We start from the raw sequence: 16,094 nt of genomic DNA, 5'->3' as shown, positions 1-16,094 counted from the left end.
AGTGCTAATTTTTCACGACATATGGAAAGTACAGCAGAGAAGATTGATTCCCCATCGGAATGGCGGTCATGATGTTTTCAGTATGCAGCCAAATCACTGGATAGCATTGTTCTTCTGTAACAGTTTTACTAATGGAAAAGCCCTCAAATTTACTCGTTAAACTCTCGCGGCGTTTGTTTGAAAACCCAGATAAACAAGAAAAATTTATCGAAGCGTTAATTCATCCCCAGCCTTTTCAACCTTGCATTCTCTGGTGTCAACAAAGGCCAGATAACTTACCTTTTGCAGTGGAAACACCAACAATTTGGCAACCGCAGTTTGTAGACCGTTTATACTTAGGAGAAAAACCGGGACAACATCCCCTACATAACCAAGGATATTTTTATTGTTTAGATTTTTCTTCTGTATTTGCGGCTACTACTTTGTTAGCGATTCCTGGGCCGATACATTTAGTTTTTGATATGTGTGCTTCTCCTGGAGGCAAGAGCGTCTTTGCTTATCAAGCCTTGCAACCCGATCTACTCATTAGTAATGAGGCGATCGGCAAACGTTTGGGAATGTTAATTTCTAATCTCAAACGTTGTCAGATTAATTCTTGTATTGTAGTTAATAGAGATTCTAGTATTTTTGCCAAAAATATTCCTTTATCTAGTAATCTAGTTATCGTAGATGCTCCCTGTACGGGTCAATCTTTATTAGCTAAAGGGGAAAAAGCACCTGGATGTTTTCATCCAACTGCTATTAATAAAAGTGCAAACAGACAAAAAAGAATTATTGCCAACTCCGCTCAATTAGTTGCTCCCCAAGGTTATCTAGCATATATGACTTGTACTTATTCACCTGAAGAAAACGAGCAAGTATGTGAATGGTTTTTGTCACGTTTTCCCCAATTTCAAGCCATACAAATTAGTCTTCTACAAGAATATCAATCGCACTTAACTACTATGCCTTGCTATCGGATTTTTCCCCAAGATAGATTAGGTGCTGGAGCATTTACGGTACTTTTTCAAAATACCGTTGAAGGTGAGGTTCAAGAATTAGATAAGGAAATTTTAAAGAGTCTGGGGACTATACAACATTTATAGATTTAGAAAATTTGGTACGGTGCGTTATGTACGAAACGTCCTAAAGCAGCGAAAATCTGGAAGGGTGCGTTACGGCCTTACGCTACGCGATAACACACCCTACTAGCGCGACATAGCTAATTTGGTGCGATTTTATTGTAGTCTGGGCGCAAAGCCTGCACTGGAAGGGCTAGAAGCCCTCATAAATATTGACAGCAAATATGAACTAAATCTTAAGAGTAATATTTTGTAACTAAATATACAGTATTTTCTATATTTTAATTTTTGAATACAAGAACAGCTTTTTTTGTGCTTGTCTAAGATGACTATAAATTAGGCTTTCTCAAGGCATTAGTCATAGGGATCGCCGAATCTCTAAGTCGTATGCCGTCAGATAAATTAATTTATGTATCTAAAGTGGGATGAAAAAAATACCTGTATTTGAGGACAATAAGCTAAGAATAGCAATACTTTTTCAAAGATAAAATCTTTTTTAAAATAATCAGCTATTACATTGGCTGTTTGTTAACTTGGGTCAAACCAAAAATATTAGCTAGCTTGGTTCGCGGTTTTTTTCAGACAAAATAATTACAACCAGGGGTAAAACAATGCATACAATACAAAAAATTCACTGCCCAAACTGTGGCAGTGTGGGAGAACGTCATTATATTTCTGAAAGTCAAATAACTCGGACACAATGCCCTGCCTGCGACTACTTGATGATTAGTTGCACTCGCACAGGTAAAGTGATTGAGGCTTATGCCCCAGGTATTTTGGCAAAAAGATAAAATTAAAAATTGAAGGTTGTGAACTTTAATTTTTAATTTTACATGTTTAATTTTTATTTATTCTCAGTTGTCCGCAAGCAGCGTCAGCTTCTAAGCCACGGGAGTAGCGCACGCTAACAGCTATTTGTTGTTGCTTGAGGATGTTAACAAAAGCTTGAATGCGATCGCGGTTGGGGCGTTTGTAGTCAACTTCGGCAATGGGGTTATAAGGAATCAAATTCACATGACTTTGGAATCCTCGCAGACATTTTGCCAACTCCAATGCATGTTCTGGCAAATCATTCACTCCAGCCAAGAGAACATATTCAAAAGATACACGCCGCCCAGTTATTTCTACGTATTCCCGACATTCAGCCAGCAAATCTTCTAAAGGATAAGGGCGGGCACTCGGTATTAGTTGTTCCCTTAGTGCTTGGTTGGGTGCGTGGAGACTAACGGCAAGAGTGATTTGCAAATGATGTTGGGCTAACTGACGGATGCGATCGCGAATACCCACTGTCGAAACAGTTAGCGATCGCTGGCCAATACCGACATCTTGATTTAGGGATTTCAGGGCTGCAAGGACATTTTCAGTATTCAACAATGGTTCGCCCATACCCATGAATACCACATGGCTAACTCTTTGCTGAAAATCTTGTTGTACAGTTAACACCTGATCGACAATTTCATATCTCGCGAGGTTGCGCTGATAGCCGCCTTTGCCAGTAGCGCAGAAATCGCACGCCATCGGGCAACCCACTTGAGTAGAGACACATACTGTTAAGCGCTTATCTGTGGGAATGCCAACAGTTTCAATAATTTGACCGTCTTTCAGTTGCAGCAGGTACTTGATTGTGCCATCGGGTGCAACGGCGCGGTGGTGAATAGTTGAACGTCCAATGGGGATTTCTGCCAGTTCTGCACGCCATTGTTTCGGGAAGACAGAGATATCACCAAGCGATCGCACTCCCTTTTGATAAATCCACTCATGCAGTTGCTTGCCTCGATAAGCGGGTTGTCCTTGCTGCTGTACCCAAGCGCTTAACTCGGCAACTGAAGCACCTAATAAAGGAGGAATGATTTCTGATGTTCTGGAATCAACCGAAGAAATAAGAGAAGTAGCAGACATAGGAAATTATAAATTGATGCTAGAGTCTCTATCCTACTAACTTCTGGTGTCAAACTGGAGTTGAGTGGGTAGCTTTTTGACTAATTAAGTAGAAGGCAGGAGGCAGAGGGCAGAAGGCAGGAGGTAAATGCCAGTTTATGAAAGCGTTTCATCCGTTGGCATTTTACATTTAATTATGTCCACCTACTTAAAATTGCCATTACGCTCGGATTGGGGATTTTTCTTTAACTCTCCTGTCACTCCACCTTCTTGTACCGTTGCTGTCAATTTAGCTAAAGATTGAGCTAATGACACGGCATATTCTGATGTTTGATTAGCGATATTCGTAATTTCTAAAATAGCTTGATTGACAGCTGTGGAAGTTTCCACTTGATTTACAGTTGCTTGGGTCAATTCTTCAACCATTGCATTCACCTCGGAACTAATGGCATTAATTTGATTGAGTTTTAGCTGAGTTGCTTCTAGTCCTTGAGTAAGAGCGATCGCCTCTTCCTTGCCAGCTTCTACTAACGCCACCACCTGATTATTTGCTGTGTCAACATCTGCAACTAAGGAAGGAATTTCTGCAATATGCGTTTCTAGTTGCTGTACCAGCGACAGAATTCCATCGGCGATCGCAGCCAAGTCTCGACCTGCCTCGCCATTACGACTGGCTGCCAAAGCAAGCTTCATGACGTGAAACTTGATGTTTGACACAACTTGATTTAGTTGGCTCAGTCGTTGCGAAAGCTTTTGCGAAGGCTGGTCTAAGCGTCTAGCACTAACAGCAGCTTCCGTGACGGTGATTTGGATTGCAGAAACACTTGCAAAAATCTGATTTATGCCCTCCTGCCCATCTTGTACTGTTTGGTTGAGCCACTGCTTTTGGCGTTCAGCTTCTTGGACAGACAAAAGCATTTCTTGAGCTGAATTAGCTAATGTCTTAATTTGATTGTGAATAGATGTCACAGACTCTATCTGCGTAAGTGCCTTTGAATAGAGATTTTGCAAAACAGTTTCGCTAGCTTGCATAAGTTCTGATATTTGACCTTGGAGAGCGTGTTTTTGTTGATGCTGCTCAGTTAAGGCTAATTCTACAGAATCATATGCCTGCTCCATTTGGTTTAAAAGCCTAGCATGGTCGAGAGCAAATCCCACTTGCATGGCTAACTGAGCAAACAAATCAATTTCAAACTGCTGCCACTCTCTTGGTGCAGTACACTGATGAGCAATCAGCAAGCCAAACAAACGGTCGTCTTTGAGAATCGGTGCTACCAGATTCGCCTTCACGGCAAAAGGTTCCAATTGCCCAATGTGACAAGCACTTAATCCCGCTTCATAAATGTTGTTGGTAGCTTGCACTCGTCCGGCTTGATATTGTTCGACATAGCCCTCAGCAAAACAAGGGTCTTTGATATTAGCTCGTAACGCTTTGGGAAAGCCTGGAAGTACTGACTCAGCGATCGCAGTGCCATACCAATCGCTATCAAAACCATAAACCATGACTCTATCTGTGGCGATCGCTTTACGAATTTCCGTGACGGTGGTTTGCAGGACATCTTCTTCGTTGAGCGATCGGCGAATTTTTCGGGTAATGTCTACAAGTAATTGAGTTCGCGTCCTTTCAGCATCAATGTGCTGGAGCAGTCTCGCATGGTCGAGAGCAAATCCCACTTGTATGGCTAATTGAGTAAATAAATCAATTTCAAACTGCTGCCATTCTCTTGGTGCATCACATTGATGGGCAATTAGCAAGCCAAATAAGCGATCGTCTTTGAGAATCGGTGCTATCAGATTCGCCTTCACGGCAAAACTTTCCAATTGCCCAATGTGACAACTACTCAATCCCGCTTCATAAATGTTGTTGGTAGCTTGCACTCTTCCGGCTTGATATTGTTCGACATAGCCCTCGGCAAAACAGGGGTCTTTGATATTAGCTCGTAATGCTTTGGGAAAGCCTGGAAGTACTGCCTCAGCGATCGCAGTGCCATACCAATTACTATCAAAACCATAAACCATGACTCTGTCTGTGGCGATCGCTTTGCGAATTTCCGTGACAGTGGTTTTGAGGACATCTTCTTCGTTGAGCGATCGGCGAATTGAACGAGTAATATCTACGATCGCTTGGGCTTGGTCGGCTCTGGTGTCTATCTGTTCTACAAGCTGGGCATGTTCTAAGGCAAATCCTACTTGCGTGGCAATTTCCGCGAATAAATCAATTTCAGACTGTTGCCAAACACGGGGTGCGGTACACTGATGCCCAATCAGTAAACTAAATAGCTGGTTATCTTTAATAATTGGCGCAATTAAATTGGCTTTAACGGCAAATCGCTCTAATAATCCGATGTGACAATCTTTGAGATTGGCTTGATAGATATCATCGATCGCTCGGACGCGTCCTTGACGATACAGTTCGACATACTCGCCCTCAAAACAGGGATCGCTGACAGTTGACCATAATACTCTGGGCAAACCAGGTGCTACTGCTTCTTCTATAAACGTTCCACTGCCATTGGCATCAATGCAAAAGATTGCCACGCGGTCTAGCTTCAAAGCTTCACGCACTTCTTCCACAGTTGTTCTGAGAACGTCTTCTTCAGATAGTGCTTGGCGAATGCGACGAGTAATATTAATTAATATTTGCGATTGCCCAGCTTCAACTTCTTGTTTCCAGAGCAACTCTGGCAACTGTTGTTGTAGTAAGTTAATATTTGTCTCTAAAGCGACTAGTTCATCTTGACCAGAAACGCGAAGCTGAGTCCTGACTTCCTCTAGCCGCAGGCGATTAATTAAAGCATTAGATTTCTTCGCAGCCCAAATAACTCGACGAGTGGTACGATTGGCCGTAAAAGCGGCGATCGCTCCGGCTACAACAGCCATTATTCCAGCGTTCAGCAATAGAGATGAGCGATATTTGTTGAGCGCCAATTCAATTTCTGTGGCATCTGGTTTTGCTTGGGCAATCTGCTGGATTACAGACTGAGTGCCAAGATAATTAGCTATACCAACTATCAACACTGGCAGCATAGTTAGAGCGATCGCCCAAACAGTTGCTTTCGACTTCAAGCTCCATTGTTGCCTAGGTCTGGGCGACGCTGGATTGCTAGAACTGTTGAGCTTTGTCATACGCCTACCGAATCCTAATGTAGTTAAATGCTAACGTACACTGCTAAACCACTCAGTAATTCCTTGGGCTAAAGCTTTTGCCATCTTTTTTTGTTCTGCTGGGTTCATCACCTGCTCAAATTCGTTGGGGTTGCTCATAAAACCCAATTCCAGCAGCACTGATGGCGCAGCCGTCGGACGTGTCAGTGCCAAGTTATCCCACAGCACACCATAATCAGGTCTGCCTAGCTTTTTCACAATATAGTTATGCAAAAACATTGCTAAACTGTGGGCTTGAGGATGATACCAAAAAGCTGCAAATCCCTTGGTTTTTTCCGCATCGCCATCATCAGGTAAAGAGTTGTGATGAATGGAAATAGCGATCGCTGGTTCTTCTTGAGAAATAATTGCTTGACGTTCTGGCAGAGAAAGCTCCTTGTCAGTGTCTCTAGTCATCACCACCGTTGCCCCTCGCTGCACCAACTCGTCCCGTAACAACTTTGATACTGTCAAGTTGACATCTTTTTCTAAATACCCAGTCGGCCCCGAAGCACCAGATTCTTTACCGCCATGACCTGGATCTAGTACAATTTTGATACCAGATAACGGCTTTGGTCTTTTTCGTTCAATTGCTGGCGGATGACGCAAAGCCAAAACCAGGGTTGTACCGTCGTATCTCAGCTTGTATCCCCACTGTTGAGCTTTTTTGAGGTTAAAAGTGTATTGGACTTGTCCGGGAGCTACTTGCTGCCAGTCTAGACGAGAAATTAGCGGGTCATCATCCAGACGAATAATGTCTGTTTGGGCAGTGGTGTTGTAAAGTGTGAGAGTAATATTACGCTCGCCTTGCTGCACGCTCACAGGTACAGGAATCTCTAGTGGGAAAACTATCTCTGTCGCTTTGGATAGTTGACGGTATCCGACACTGCGAATAGTTGTGCGTGGCACAACTGCACCTGGTAAGATGCGAGTCTCCTTACTATTAATCCAAGCTCCATAGTCTAGGCGTAACCATTCACCTTCCCTACCTGTAACTGCTGCTCTTGTTCCTTGAGGTAGTGGGGTAAGTCGAGAATAATCGGTACTAGGGCCAGTGCGAGCAACACCTGAGTCTACTGTCACCTCAGCAACTGGCAACTGTGCGGCCGAGAGGATTTGAATTTTGCCAGTCCCTGGTTGAGTTATCGTCTTGCCATTCAGCGTCAGTTGAAACTGAGGCGTTCCCAAATCTACTGCTTGAGTTGAATTTGGGACAACAGTACCAGAGTTGATGTTGTTACCGTAGAGTTGGGAACTTGGCGGTTGCACTGTTGTGCAACCCTCATACTTTCCAGCAAGAGACTGGGCAGTAGGCTGATTTCGTCCCGTGAGGGCTGCCAAATTATCTGGTAATTGCGCCTGCTGCGGCTGGGGCGAAAGGGCAACAACTTGATTAGCCAGGTTAACAGACACACTGGCTTTGGGGGGTGCGATCGCGCTAAAACAAATTAGTTCTCCAGGAAGTCTGGCAATGTCAGCTGCTGGTGTGAGAGAACCTTTAGCAAAGGCTAACCCCTGTGGTAACTCCGGCTGAGTAGAAAGCCTAATCACCTTAATCTGAACTTCTTGATTTTGGTGACGTACAGTAAAGAGATTCTCTCCCAACTGCAAAGGGAAACTTGGGGAAAAATGCCCGGCCTGACTGCGGGTAATTGGCTTACCATTGATCAGAACCTGACCATCTATTGGTGCTGTGCCTAGAAAAAAGATTCTTTGTGCACTCGTTTGGTAGTTTGTCTGGGGAAAAACAACTACAAGAGATGACTCTGCCAATGCAACAGAGGAGGTGACAAGACAACTTAATACTACAAATCCTAGAAGTTTTTTCACGACAAAATCACAGAAGATTTACCACAACGACTGTGGCACAATGACCAAGATAAGGATGAAGGTAAAGGATGAATTTTGAAGGATAAAATTTTATACTTCAGAATTCATAACTTGAGACTTCAAGCTTCACACTTCAGACCATGGATTTTGAGAAGTTGCTAAAAATTCAAACTACTATGACTAAGTTTATCTTTGTAACTGGAGGTGTAGTTTCCAGTATAGGCAAGGGCATTGTAGCAGCAAGCCTGGGACGTTTACTCAAATCGCGGAATTATTCGGTGTCGATTCTCAAACTCGACCCTTATATTAACGTCGATCCGGGTACAATGAGTCCTTTTCAGCATGGAGAGGTGTTTGTTACCGAAGATGGCGCTGAGACAGATTTGGACTTGGGGCATTACGAACGCTTTACCGATACTTCCATGTCACGGCTGAACAGCGTTACCACTGGCTCGATTTACCAAGCTGTAATCACTAGAGAGCGTCGCGGTGATTATAATGGCGGTACGGTGCAGGTGATTCCCCACATCACCAATGAAATTAAAGAGCGAATTTTATCAGTTGCCAAAGATACCAACCCATCTGTAGTGATTACAGAAATAGGTGGTACGGTGGGAGATATTGAATCGCTGCCGTTTTTGGAAGCTATCCGGCAATTGCGGAAGGAAGTGGGACGGCAAAACGTGCTGTATATGCATGTTACCTTGCTACCGTGGATTGCCTCGGCTGGGGAGATGAAAACTAAGCCAACCCAGCATTCGGTAAAAGAGCTGAGATCCATTGGTATCCAACCGGATATTTTAGTTTGTCGGTGCGATCGCCCCATACCTGTGGGGTTAAAACGCAAATTGTCAGAATTTTGCGATGTTCCGGAAGCATGTGTAATTACATGCCAAGATGCTAGCAGTATTTATGAAGTACCGCTGATTCTTGAACGCCAAGGACTAGCACAGCAAGCACTAGAGTTGTTGCACATGGAACAGCGCCAACCAAATCTAGTGCAGTGGCAAACTATGGTGGAACGATTGTACAGTCCCAAGTACAGCGTGGAAATTGCCATTGTCGGTAAGTATGTCAGCTTAAGCGATGCTTATCTTTCTGTAGTCGAAGCACTACGTCATGCTGCCACTGCGACTAATGGCGATTTGCGCTTGCGTTGGGTGAACTCAGAAGATTTGGAGACTGAACCACCCGAAAACTTTCTTACAGGTGTAGATGGCGTGCTTGTACCGGGAGGTTTCGGACTTCGAGGAGTAGACGGTAAAATTGCCGCAATTAAATATGCCCGCGATCGCCAAATTCCTTTCTTAGGTTTATGCTTGGGAATGCAATGTTCCGTGATTGAATGGGCTAGGAATGTAGAGGAATTAACAGGTGCTAATAGTGCTGAATTCGATCCCAACACCAACTATCCTGTAATTAACTTGTTGCCAGAACAGCAAGATGTAGTCGATTTAGGCGGCACAATGCGCCTGGGAGTGTATGATTGTCAGATTCTTCCTAACAGTCTAGCTTTCAAGCTGTATCAACAAGAAGTAGTTAAAGAACGGCATCGTCATCGGTACGAGTTCAATAATAATTACCGCCAACTGTTGTTAGATTCTGGTTATCTCATTAGTGGCACTTCCCCCGACGGACGCTTAGTGGAAATTGTGGAATTTCCCCAACATCCCTTTTTTATCTCTTGCCAATTTCATCCAGAGTTTAAATCGCGTCCAAATAACCCCCATCCTTTATTTAAAGGGTTTGTGCAAGCTGCGATCGCTCGTACTCATCCAATGGCTGGATTACAAACACCTATGGAGGTATCTCGATAAATTTAAAATTCAAAATCAATTTTTTGATTTTTGAATAGACGCACAGCAACATTAACTTAGAACTTGAGCAAATTTCGGCATACAGGGTGACTATCTTTCATAAACTTCGGAAGGAGATGTTGTGGCGTACTGGGTGAAAATCCTTTACGAGAGGAAAGAATATGTAGTAAATTTCGATAGTGTTAATGCTTTTTGTTACGAACAGAATGGCAGGGTTACTTTTTGGTTGCCCGATAGCGCAATTCCGATTGTGATTAACCCACAAAATAACTTAGACGACTATCAAAAAATTCTGAATTATTTAGAACGCGTTACTGGCTTAGAAATAGAAAATGCTCATTGGGTAAAAATTATTTATGAAAGAAATGAATATCTAATTAACCTCACCTGCATCAGTTCCTTTTGTCAGGAATCTAATGGCAGAATAACTTTTTGGTTGCCTGATGGTACTATCCCCATCATCATCAACCCTGTAAATAATCCAGATTCTTATGAAAAAGTTTTAAAATTCGTTCAAAAAGCAACGGGATATTCTTTGTCTTGAGAATGTCAAATTTAGAATTTGTAAAAGCAGGTTTAATTGATTAAATTTTTCAACCGCTTCAATATACTAAGAACTTGTTGTAATTCTGGATCGCGTTCGATTGAGAGTGCATAAGATTGATTATAGCTCGGTTGTTCTTGTTGAATTAATTTGATAAATACAAACTCCCTACCATTGATGAGTAAACCAAACATAGGTTTTGCAGGATTTGGATTATTAAGCATATAAGCAAGTGCTTGGGGTAAAGCTGACATTACATCAAATTTACTGCTTTTAGATTCGATAACTAGCACCCAAAAGCGTTTTTGGATAACTAAGACATCAATATTTCCTTTAACAATAAAGCCCTCGTCTTCAGCAAAAATTTCGACGGAAGCCTCAGTTTCAATTTCCCAAGGAGCTTGATAAAAACCAGCTAAATCGAGTAGAGGAGACAGCACCACCATCTTTACCGCTTCTTCTGACATCAGACGGCGCTTATTCAAGTTTAAATAGTTGCTTTTGACTCGCTCAACAGCTTGCTTTTCAATGTCAGTCAAAATTGGTAAATTCTCTGTCCATTCTGTGAAGAAGTTGGTATCTGTAGCTAGTTGCAAACCAAATTTTTCTTCTAATTCATAAAGACTGATGTCTCTGGCTGGAATTATTTGAACCATAATTTAGAATCCTAAATGCTGTTGCCATGCCAATTTCGCTGCACCCACGATTCCCGCCGAGTTGCCCAATTCAGCTGGTAAAATTTGTAAACCCAGACGAGATGTAGGCATAACTCGCTTCTCAATTTCTGCCTTCACCGCTGGGAAGAAAAATTCAAAACTAGCACTGACACCGCCACCAAGCACGATCGCTTCTGGTGTCAGGACGTAAATCAAACTAGTCAAACCAATACCTAAATCTTTACCATATTCTTGCCAAAAAGTCAAAGCATTAATATCTCCGGCTTGAGCAAGAGCGCCTAATTGGGCTGGTTCCTTCCCCGTGCGGCGACGAATTGCAATAACCGAGGCATACTGTTCCAAAGAGCCTTGATTGCCGCTATTACATATTGGCCCGTGAGGGTTGAAAGAAATTAAACCTAATTCTCCAGCAGCTCCTTGACATCCTGTAAATAGTTTGCCATTCAAAATAATCGCACCACCAACCCCAGTGCCCAAAGTCAGCAAAATAAAATTTTGAAAGCGGCGACCCGCTCCCAACCAAGCTTCTCCCAGACCCGCACAGTTAGCGTCGTTAGCAAGAACAGTAGGTTTGTCAGTTTTGGCTTCTAACCAGTCTGCTAAAGGGACATCATGCCATCCAGGCAAGTTAATCGCAATTTTAGCGATGCGTCCTGTGGCATCCGCAGGGCCAGGAGTCCCAACAGCAATAGCAATAGCTCGATTATCTGGGTCAACTTGAGCGATCGCATCTACCATGACAGCTAAAACTGCTTCTGGTGTTGCAGGTTGGGGAGTTGCGACAGTCAGACATTGCAGGCAAGTGCCATTTTGGTTGAATCGCCCCAGCTTAATCGCTGTTCCTCCCAAATCAATGCCAATTACTTCAGCTTGAACCACAATTGCACATCCGAAATCTTCAAGTATTTAGACTATGGCTGAGAGGGGAGGCAGGGCAGCAGGGGGGCAGGGGAGAATAACACTAACCACTGACCAATCCCCAATTACTACTGACAACTAACTTCCTAATTCCTAACTCAGCACTCAGCAACGCCACTTGCTACCCTGCGGGAAGCCCTTCGGGTTCGGGGGTTCGCAATCGACGGGAACCGCCAAGACTGCGACCCCCTCACCGCAGAAGCGTCTACAAGTCAGCAAAGCCGCCCAACGCAGTGGCTCCTCAGCACTCTTTACTACTGACTACAGACTCATCTTCAATTGCGAATTAGTACAAGTTACCAGAATTTGTAGCTCTTTAGCTACTTGAGTTAGGCGACCACCTTGGTGCTGTTGAGGGCGATCGCTAAAGTTGCAAAAGTGCTATTTATGGATAATCAGCCCTATTTACTTCTGTTTTTCCTCAAAATAACTTTCTGATTCATCCGAACGCACGGATGCCAGTAGCGAATTAGTTACTCGGTAGGAAGTGACATCCACCTGACCCGGCCAAATTGTCACCGGCGTACCTCGTAAGATACCAGAAAGGGCAACCGAAAGCATGAAACCGCCAGCAGCAGCAGCAATTAAAGAAAGGTTATCTTTCACACAAATCTCTCAGTAACAAATACAAAAAATATTTAGACGATGAAACAGTTTTTTAGTGTCCCTTGTCAGTTGTTAATTGTGAGTTGTCGGTAGAAAAGAAACAACTAACCACTGACAACTGACAACTGACCACTGACAACTGACTATTTCCGGATTCCATTTTCTCGCCGTAATCGGGGATTGACAAACTCATTTAGCCCCTCACCAAGTAGTGATAACCCTACCACCATGCATGTCATTGCTAAACCAGGGAAAAGTGTAGTCCACCAAATGCCTGTGGGTAGTGCTTCTAGAGCTTGTTTGAGGTCGTGTCCCCATTCTGGCACTTCTTCGGGAAGCCCTAGCCCCAAAAAACCCAAGCCGCCCAATACTAAAATCGCATCGGCGGCGTTAAGGGTGAATAGTACTGGTACGCTTTGAATGACGTTGAAAAATAAATACCGAGAAAGCACAATCCAAGTGGAAGCGCCCATTGCTTGAGCTGCTTCGATGAAAACTTCTGTTTTCACGCTGACGGTGTGGTTGCGGACAACGCGATAATATTGGGGAATGTAAGCAATGCTAATGGCGATCGCAGCATTCAAGATTCCCCGCCCCACTACAAATGCTAGTGTCACCGATAGCAGTAATCCCGGTAGGGTGTAAATGCTATCCATCAAAAATAGCAACACCTTATCTAATCTCCCGCCGAGATAGCCACTTACCATACCCAAGGGCACACCGATAATCATACTCAGCGCTGTGGCTAAGATTACCACTTGCAGCGCAGCTTGAGCGCCGAATATCGTGCGGGAAAAAACATCATGTCCCAAACGACTTGTACCGAACCAGTGTTGGGCAGATGGCGGGTTTTGAATTGGGTTAGAGAGAAATTCTTTTGGGTTTTGCAGCCATCCCCAAGCCTGAAATACAGGAGCAAAGAAAACTAGGAAGATGAAAAACAGAGTAATTGCCAACCCAACCAGCATTAATTTCTGAGAAAGGTTGGAATTTTTGGGAAGTTGTAAAAATGTCGGCAGCTGACGTTTGGTAATGGTCATGAGCGATCGCCTGCATCAAGCAAGATACGCTGACCATTGTACATACGGGATTGGGGATTGGCGAATGGGTTTTGCAGGTTGTTGAATTAATAACTTTAATAATGGCTGCCCGATTTTCGATGTTCCAGAGCAGTCACACCATGATTTTCCAATACTTCTCCTGTATCTACTACGGCATAAAGCAAATATCCGTCACCACATTCGAGCTGGTTTTGTACCGTACATTCCAAATAAGCTAATGCCTCATTCACAATTAAACAACCATTGCTAGCAGTTTGTGTGGAAAGATTAGCAAAAGGATTATCGTCTAAAACGCTCTGACGAGAGAAATATCGTCGTACATTTCTGCCTTCTTTGAGGATATTCAACACAAATTTATCGCCGGGATGACGCATTAAATCAGCATTTTGCTCTTTAGTAATAGCAATTACAATTCCTGGTGGGTTAAAAGTTGCTTGAGACACCCAAGAAGTTAAAATCCCTTTGTGAGTTTCTCGATCGCGAGTTGTGACAACACACAAAGAACCAATAATGCGCCCTACTGCTTGTTCGGTACGGTCTACGTGAGTTTCTGTCACAGCTTGACGGGGAGTCCGCAATTTCTTGCTTTTCTTTAGAGTTTGGGCAAAGGCAGTACCTGAGAGTTCGCACTGCTTTATAGTCTCAGGAGTAGGACTAAAGCGCACCCGAATTGTTTCAAACCCTAAACGATAATTAGCATCTCGAAGTTTGCTTTCTAGTAAATCAATTGCCTCTCCACTCCAACCGTAAGAACCAAATACCCCTGCTAACTTGGTTTTAGCTGCTGTTGAGAGGACTATACCTAAAGCAGTTTGAATTTGAGTTGGTGCGTGACCGCCTAAAGTTGGTGAGCCAATAATAAAGCCATCACAAGCTTCTATAATGCGAGTAATTTCTGCGGGGTCTACTAGTTCGCAGTTAATTAACTCTACGTTGACTGCATTTTGAATCAAGCCTTGGGCGATCGCATTTGCTAAAATTGCCGTGTTTCCATAAGCTGAGGCATAGAGTAAAGCCACGCTTAACTCTTGAGATTTTTGTGCTTGACACCATTGACGGTAATCATAAGTAAAACGACTCAGGCTGTAACGAACAACCGGGCCGTGAGCCGGAGCATAAGATTTTGCTCCTAAAACTGTCAATTTATCTAAAGCAACTTCAACTTGTTTGGCTTGGGGTGCGTGGAGACAATCAAAATAGTAGCGACGTTCTACGCCTAATCGCTTCCAGTCTTCATCAAATAAAGTATCTTCGCAAATATGAGCGCCAAAAAATTTGTCTGTGTAGAGAATTTTGGTAGCAGGGTCGTAAGTACAAAGTCCATCTGCCCAGCGAGGAGTCGGTACGGTAATAAAAGAAAGATAATGTCCTTGTCCTAAGTCCAGAGTATTTTCTGAACGTACAGATTGAATGCGCGATTCCCATTCTGGAAAAACAGTTTTGAGAGCATTAGCAGCAGGACGAGAACATACCAACTTCACTTGAGGGGCTTGAGCCAGTAATACTTTTAACGTTGCTGTGCGGTTGGGATTAACATGACCGAGAACGATGTAATCTAAAGTATTTATGTCTAGATGTTGTGTTAGTTGCTGAAGGTAAATTTCGGTAAAAGATTCACCAGGAGGGTCAATTAAGACCTTTTTATCGGCTTGGATTAAATAAGAATTTGCTGTAGTTCCCTGTTGACGGGAATACTCAACCTCAAATTTGAGTCTTTCCCAAGTCCGCGATCGCAATATCAGGGTATTCTTACCAATTTCAGCAACCTGCACATCTTTCTTGCGACTGGGCGTTAAAGTAGCAGCAGACATAGTAACCTCACTCTTGGGATTGGGGATAAGAGAACTGGGGAGGCAAAAAGAATAACAACTGACCCCTGACTCTTGTACAGACGCGATTAATCGCGTCTTTTGCTTAATAATGACCGTTAGTTTGTGTTAATTCTGGTTTGGTGCGATTTTTGTAGCGTTTAGAGATTTCTTGTTCCGGGTCGATGCCATCAAAGGTAGGGGGTAACCAAACTCGGACAACTAGTAGTACTCCCAAAACTAATAAGAAGGCACAAGTTGCTAAAACTTGACTCCAATTAGTTTCAAGAACACCTTTAACGATGACTTCTCGCAAAACAGAAACAATGGCAACTTCAACAGCTACTCCAATAGATATTCGTTGTTCTTGGAGATAAATAATCAGTAGTCGAAACAACTCAACTAAGATGAGTAAAAAGAGAATATCTGCGGTAACAGCATGAAAATCTAATGGAGGTAATAGAGAGAGAAACATATCTCTCACTTGCAGCACCATGAAGCTAAATAAACCCATGCACAGGGAAATTACAATCACATCTTGAATCAATTCCAAGGTTCGCACAATGCGTCCTCTATTGATTTCATACAGGGAATTAGCGGTATTTTCAGCAGGCTTTAACATAGGGAGATAAGGGGGATGAGGGAGCAGGGGAAGCAAGGGGAGCATGGGGAGCAGGGGGACAAGGAAGAAATAATAGCTACTCCTACCTACTACCTACTGACTCTTGGAAAGACTTGGATTAATCGCGT

At 43.2% G+C, this 16,094-nt stretch carries 13 protein-coding genes; 4 read left to right on the top strand and 9 right to left on the bottom strand.

What is annotated here, in order from left to right; translation table 11 throughout:
• Window positions 1-131: 131 nt before the first annotated feature.
• Both I8752_RS17095 and I8752_RS17090 read left to right on the top strand, forming a co-directional pair.
• A complete protein-coding gene (locus I8752_RS17095; RefSeq protein ID WP_214433502.1) occupies window positions 132-1,085 on the top strand; it encodes an RsmB/NOP family class I SAM-dependent RNA methyltransferase in 954 nt (317 codons plus the stop codon).
• Window positions 1,086-1,672: 587 nt separating this feature from the next.
• Entirely contained in the window at window positions 1,673-1,852 is a 180-nt protein-coding gene (locus I8752_RS17090; protein WP_214433501.1) for a replication restart DNA helicase PriA, read from the top strand.
• A gap of 46 nt (window positions 1,853-1,898) precedes the next feature.
• Here I8752_RS17090 and rlmN read toward each other — a convergent pair whose 3' ends face one another.
• From rlmN to I8752_RS17075, 3 genes are all read right to left on the bottom strand, one after another.
• On the bottom strand, window positions 1,899-2,960 hold the full coding sequence (gene rlmN / locus I8752_RS17085; RefSeq protein WP_214433500.1) for a 23S rRNA (adenine(2503)-C(2))-methyltransferase RlmN: 1,062 nt from the start codon (window positions 2,958-2,960) through the stop codon (window positions 1,899-1,901).
• 183 nt (window positions 2,961-3,143) lie between these two features.
• On the bottom strand, window positions 3,144-6,065 hold the full coding sequence (locus I8752_RS17080) for a methyl-accepting chemotaxis protein (RefSeq protein WP_214433499.1): 2,922 nt from the start codon (window positions 6,063-6,065) through the stop codon (window positions 3,144-3,146).
• A 30-nt stretch (window positions 6,066-6,095) separates the two neighbouring features.
• Window positions 6,096-7,913: an N-acetylmuramoyl-L-alanine amidase gene (locus I8752_RS17075; protein WP_214433498.1), complete on the bottom strand. Its 1,818-nt coding sequence runs from the start codon at window positions 7,911-7,913 to the stop codon at window positions 6,096-6,098.
• 176 nt (window positions 7,914-8,089) lie between these two features.
• Between I8752_RS17075 and I8752_RS17070 the strand changes: the two genes are divergently transcribed.
• A complete protein-coding gene (locus tag I8752_RS17070; protein WP_214433497.1) occupies window positions 8,090-9,730 on the top strand; it encodes a CTP synthase in 1,641 nt (546 codons plus the stop codon).
• Between the two features lie 121 nt (window positions 9,731-9,851).
• On the top strand, window positions 9,852-10,274 hold the full coding sequence (locus tag I8752_RS17065; protein WP_214433496.1) for a hypothetical protein: 423 nt from the start codon (window positions 9,852-9,854) through the stop codon (window positions 10,272-10,274).
• A gap of 32 nt (window positions 10,275-10,306) precedes the next feature.
• Here I8752_RS17065 and I8752_RS17060 read toward each other — a convergent pair whose 3' ends face one another.
• From I8752_RS17060 to I8752_RS17035, 6 genes are all read right to left on the bottom strand, one after another.
• Entirely contained in the window at window positions 10,307-10,930 is a 624-nt protein-coding gene (locus tag I8752_RS17060) for a type I restriction endonuclease (RefSeq protein WP_214433495.1), read from the bottom strand.
• 3 nt (window positions 10,931-10,933) lie between these two features.
• On the bottom strand, window positions 10,934-11,830 hold the full coding sequence (locus tag I8752_RS17055; protein WP_214433494.1) for an ROK family protein: 897 nt from the start codon (window positions 11,828-11,830) through the stop codon (window positions 10,934-10,936).
• Window positions 11,831-12,274: 444 nt separating this feature from the next.
• Window positions 12,275-12,475, bottom strand: a complete 201-nt coding sequence (locus I8752_RS17050) for a hypothetical protein (RefSeq protein ID WP_214433493.1) — start codon at window positions 12,473-12,475, stop codon at window positions 12,275-12,277.
• Between the two features lie 143 nt (window positions 12,476-12,618).
• Window positions 12,619-13,515, bottom strand: a complete 897-nt coding sequence (locus tag I8752_RS17045) for an ABC transporter permease (protein ID WP_214433492.1) — start codon at window positions 13,513-13,515, stop codon at window positions 12,619-12,621.
• 95 nt (window positions 13,516-13,610) lie between these two features.
• Window positions 13,611-15,347, bottom strand: coding sequence for a diflavin flavoprotein (locus tag I8752_RS17040; protein WP_214433491.1), 1,737 nt, complete (start codon window positions 15,345-15,347; stop codon window positions 13,611-13,613).
• A gap of 103 nt (window positions 15,348-15,450) precedes the next feature.
• The gene (locus I8752_RS17035; protein ID WP_214433490.1) at window positions 15,451-15,966 is read right to left on the bottom strand and encodes a phosphate-starvation-inducible PsiE family protein; all 516 of its coding nucleotides are present in this window, start codon (window positions 15,964-15,966) and stop codon (window positions 15,451-15,453) included.
• Window positions 15,967-16,094: the final 128 nt, after the last annotated feature.

The sequence above is a fragment of the Dendronalium phyllosphericum CENA369 genome, from assembly GCF_016056275.1.
Taxonomy (GTDB): Bacteria; Cyanobacteriota; Cyanobacteriia; order Cyanobacteriales; family Nostocaceae; genus Dendronalium; species Dendronalium phyllosphericum.
This window is presented reverse-complemented; position numbering and strand designations above follow the sequence as displayed.

Coding starts and splice junctions, on each gene's coding strand:
- I8752_RS17045 (WP_214433492.1), bottom strand. CDS start 13,515: ATGACCATTACCAAACGTCAGCTGCCGACATTTTTACAACTTCCCAAA.
- I8752_RS17080 (WP_214433499.1), bottom strand. CDS start 6,065: ATGACAAAGCTCAACAGTTCTAGCAATCCAGCGTCGCCCAGACCTAGG.
- rlmN (WP_214433500.1), bottom strand. CDS start 2,960: ATGTCTGCTACTTCTCTTATTTCTTCGGTTGATTCCAGAACATCAGAA.
- I8752_RS17040 (WP_214433491.1), bottom strand. CDS start 15,347: ATGTCTGCTGCTACTTTAACGCCCAGTCGCAAGAAAGATGTGCAGGTT.
- I8752_RS17070 (WP_214433497.1), top strand. CDS start 8,090: ATGACTAAGTTTATCTTTGTAACTGGAGGTGTAGTTTCCAGTATAGGC.
- I8752_RS17090 (WP_214433501.1), top strand. CDS start 1,673: ATGCATACAATACAAAAAATTCACTGCCCAAACTGTGGCAGTGTGGGA.
- I8752_RS17060 (WP_214433495.1), bottom strand. CDS start 10,930: ATGGTTCAAATAATTCCAGCCAGAGACATCAGTCTTTATGAATTAGAA.
- I8752_RS17035 (WP_214433490.1), bottom strand. CDS start 15,966: ATGTTAAAGCCTGCTGAAAATACCGCTAATTCCCTGTATGAAATCAAT.
- I8752_RS17095 (WP_214433502.1), top strand. CDS start 132: ATGGAAAAGCCCTCAAATTTACTCGTTAAACTCTCGCGGCGTTTGTTT.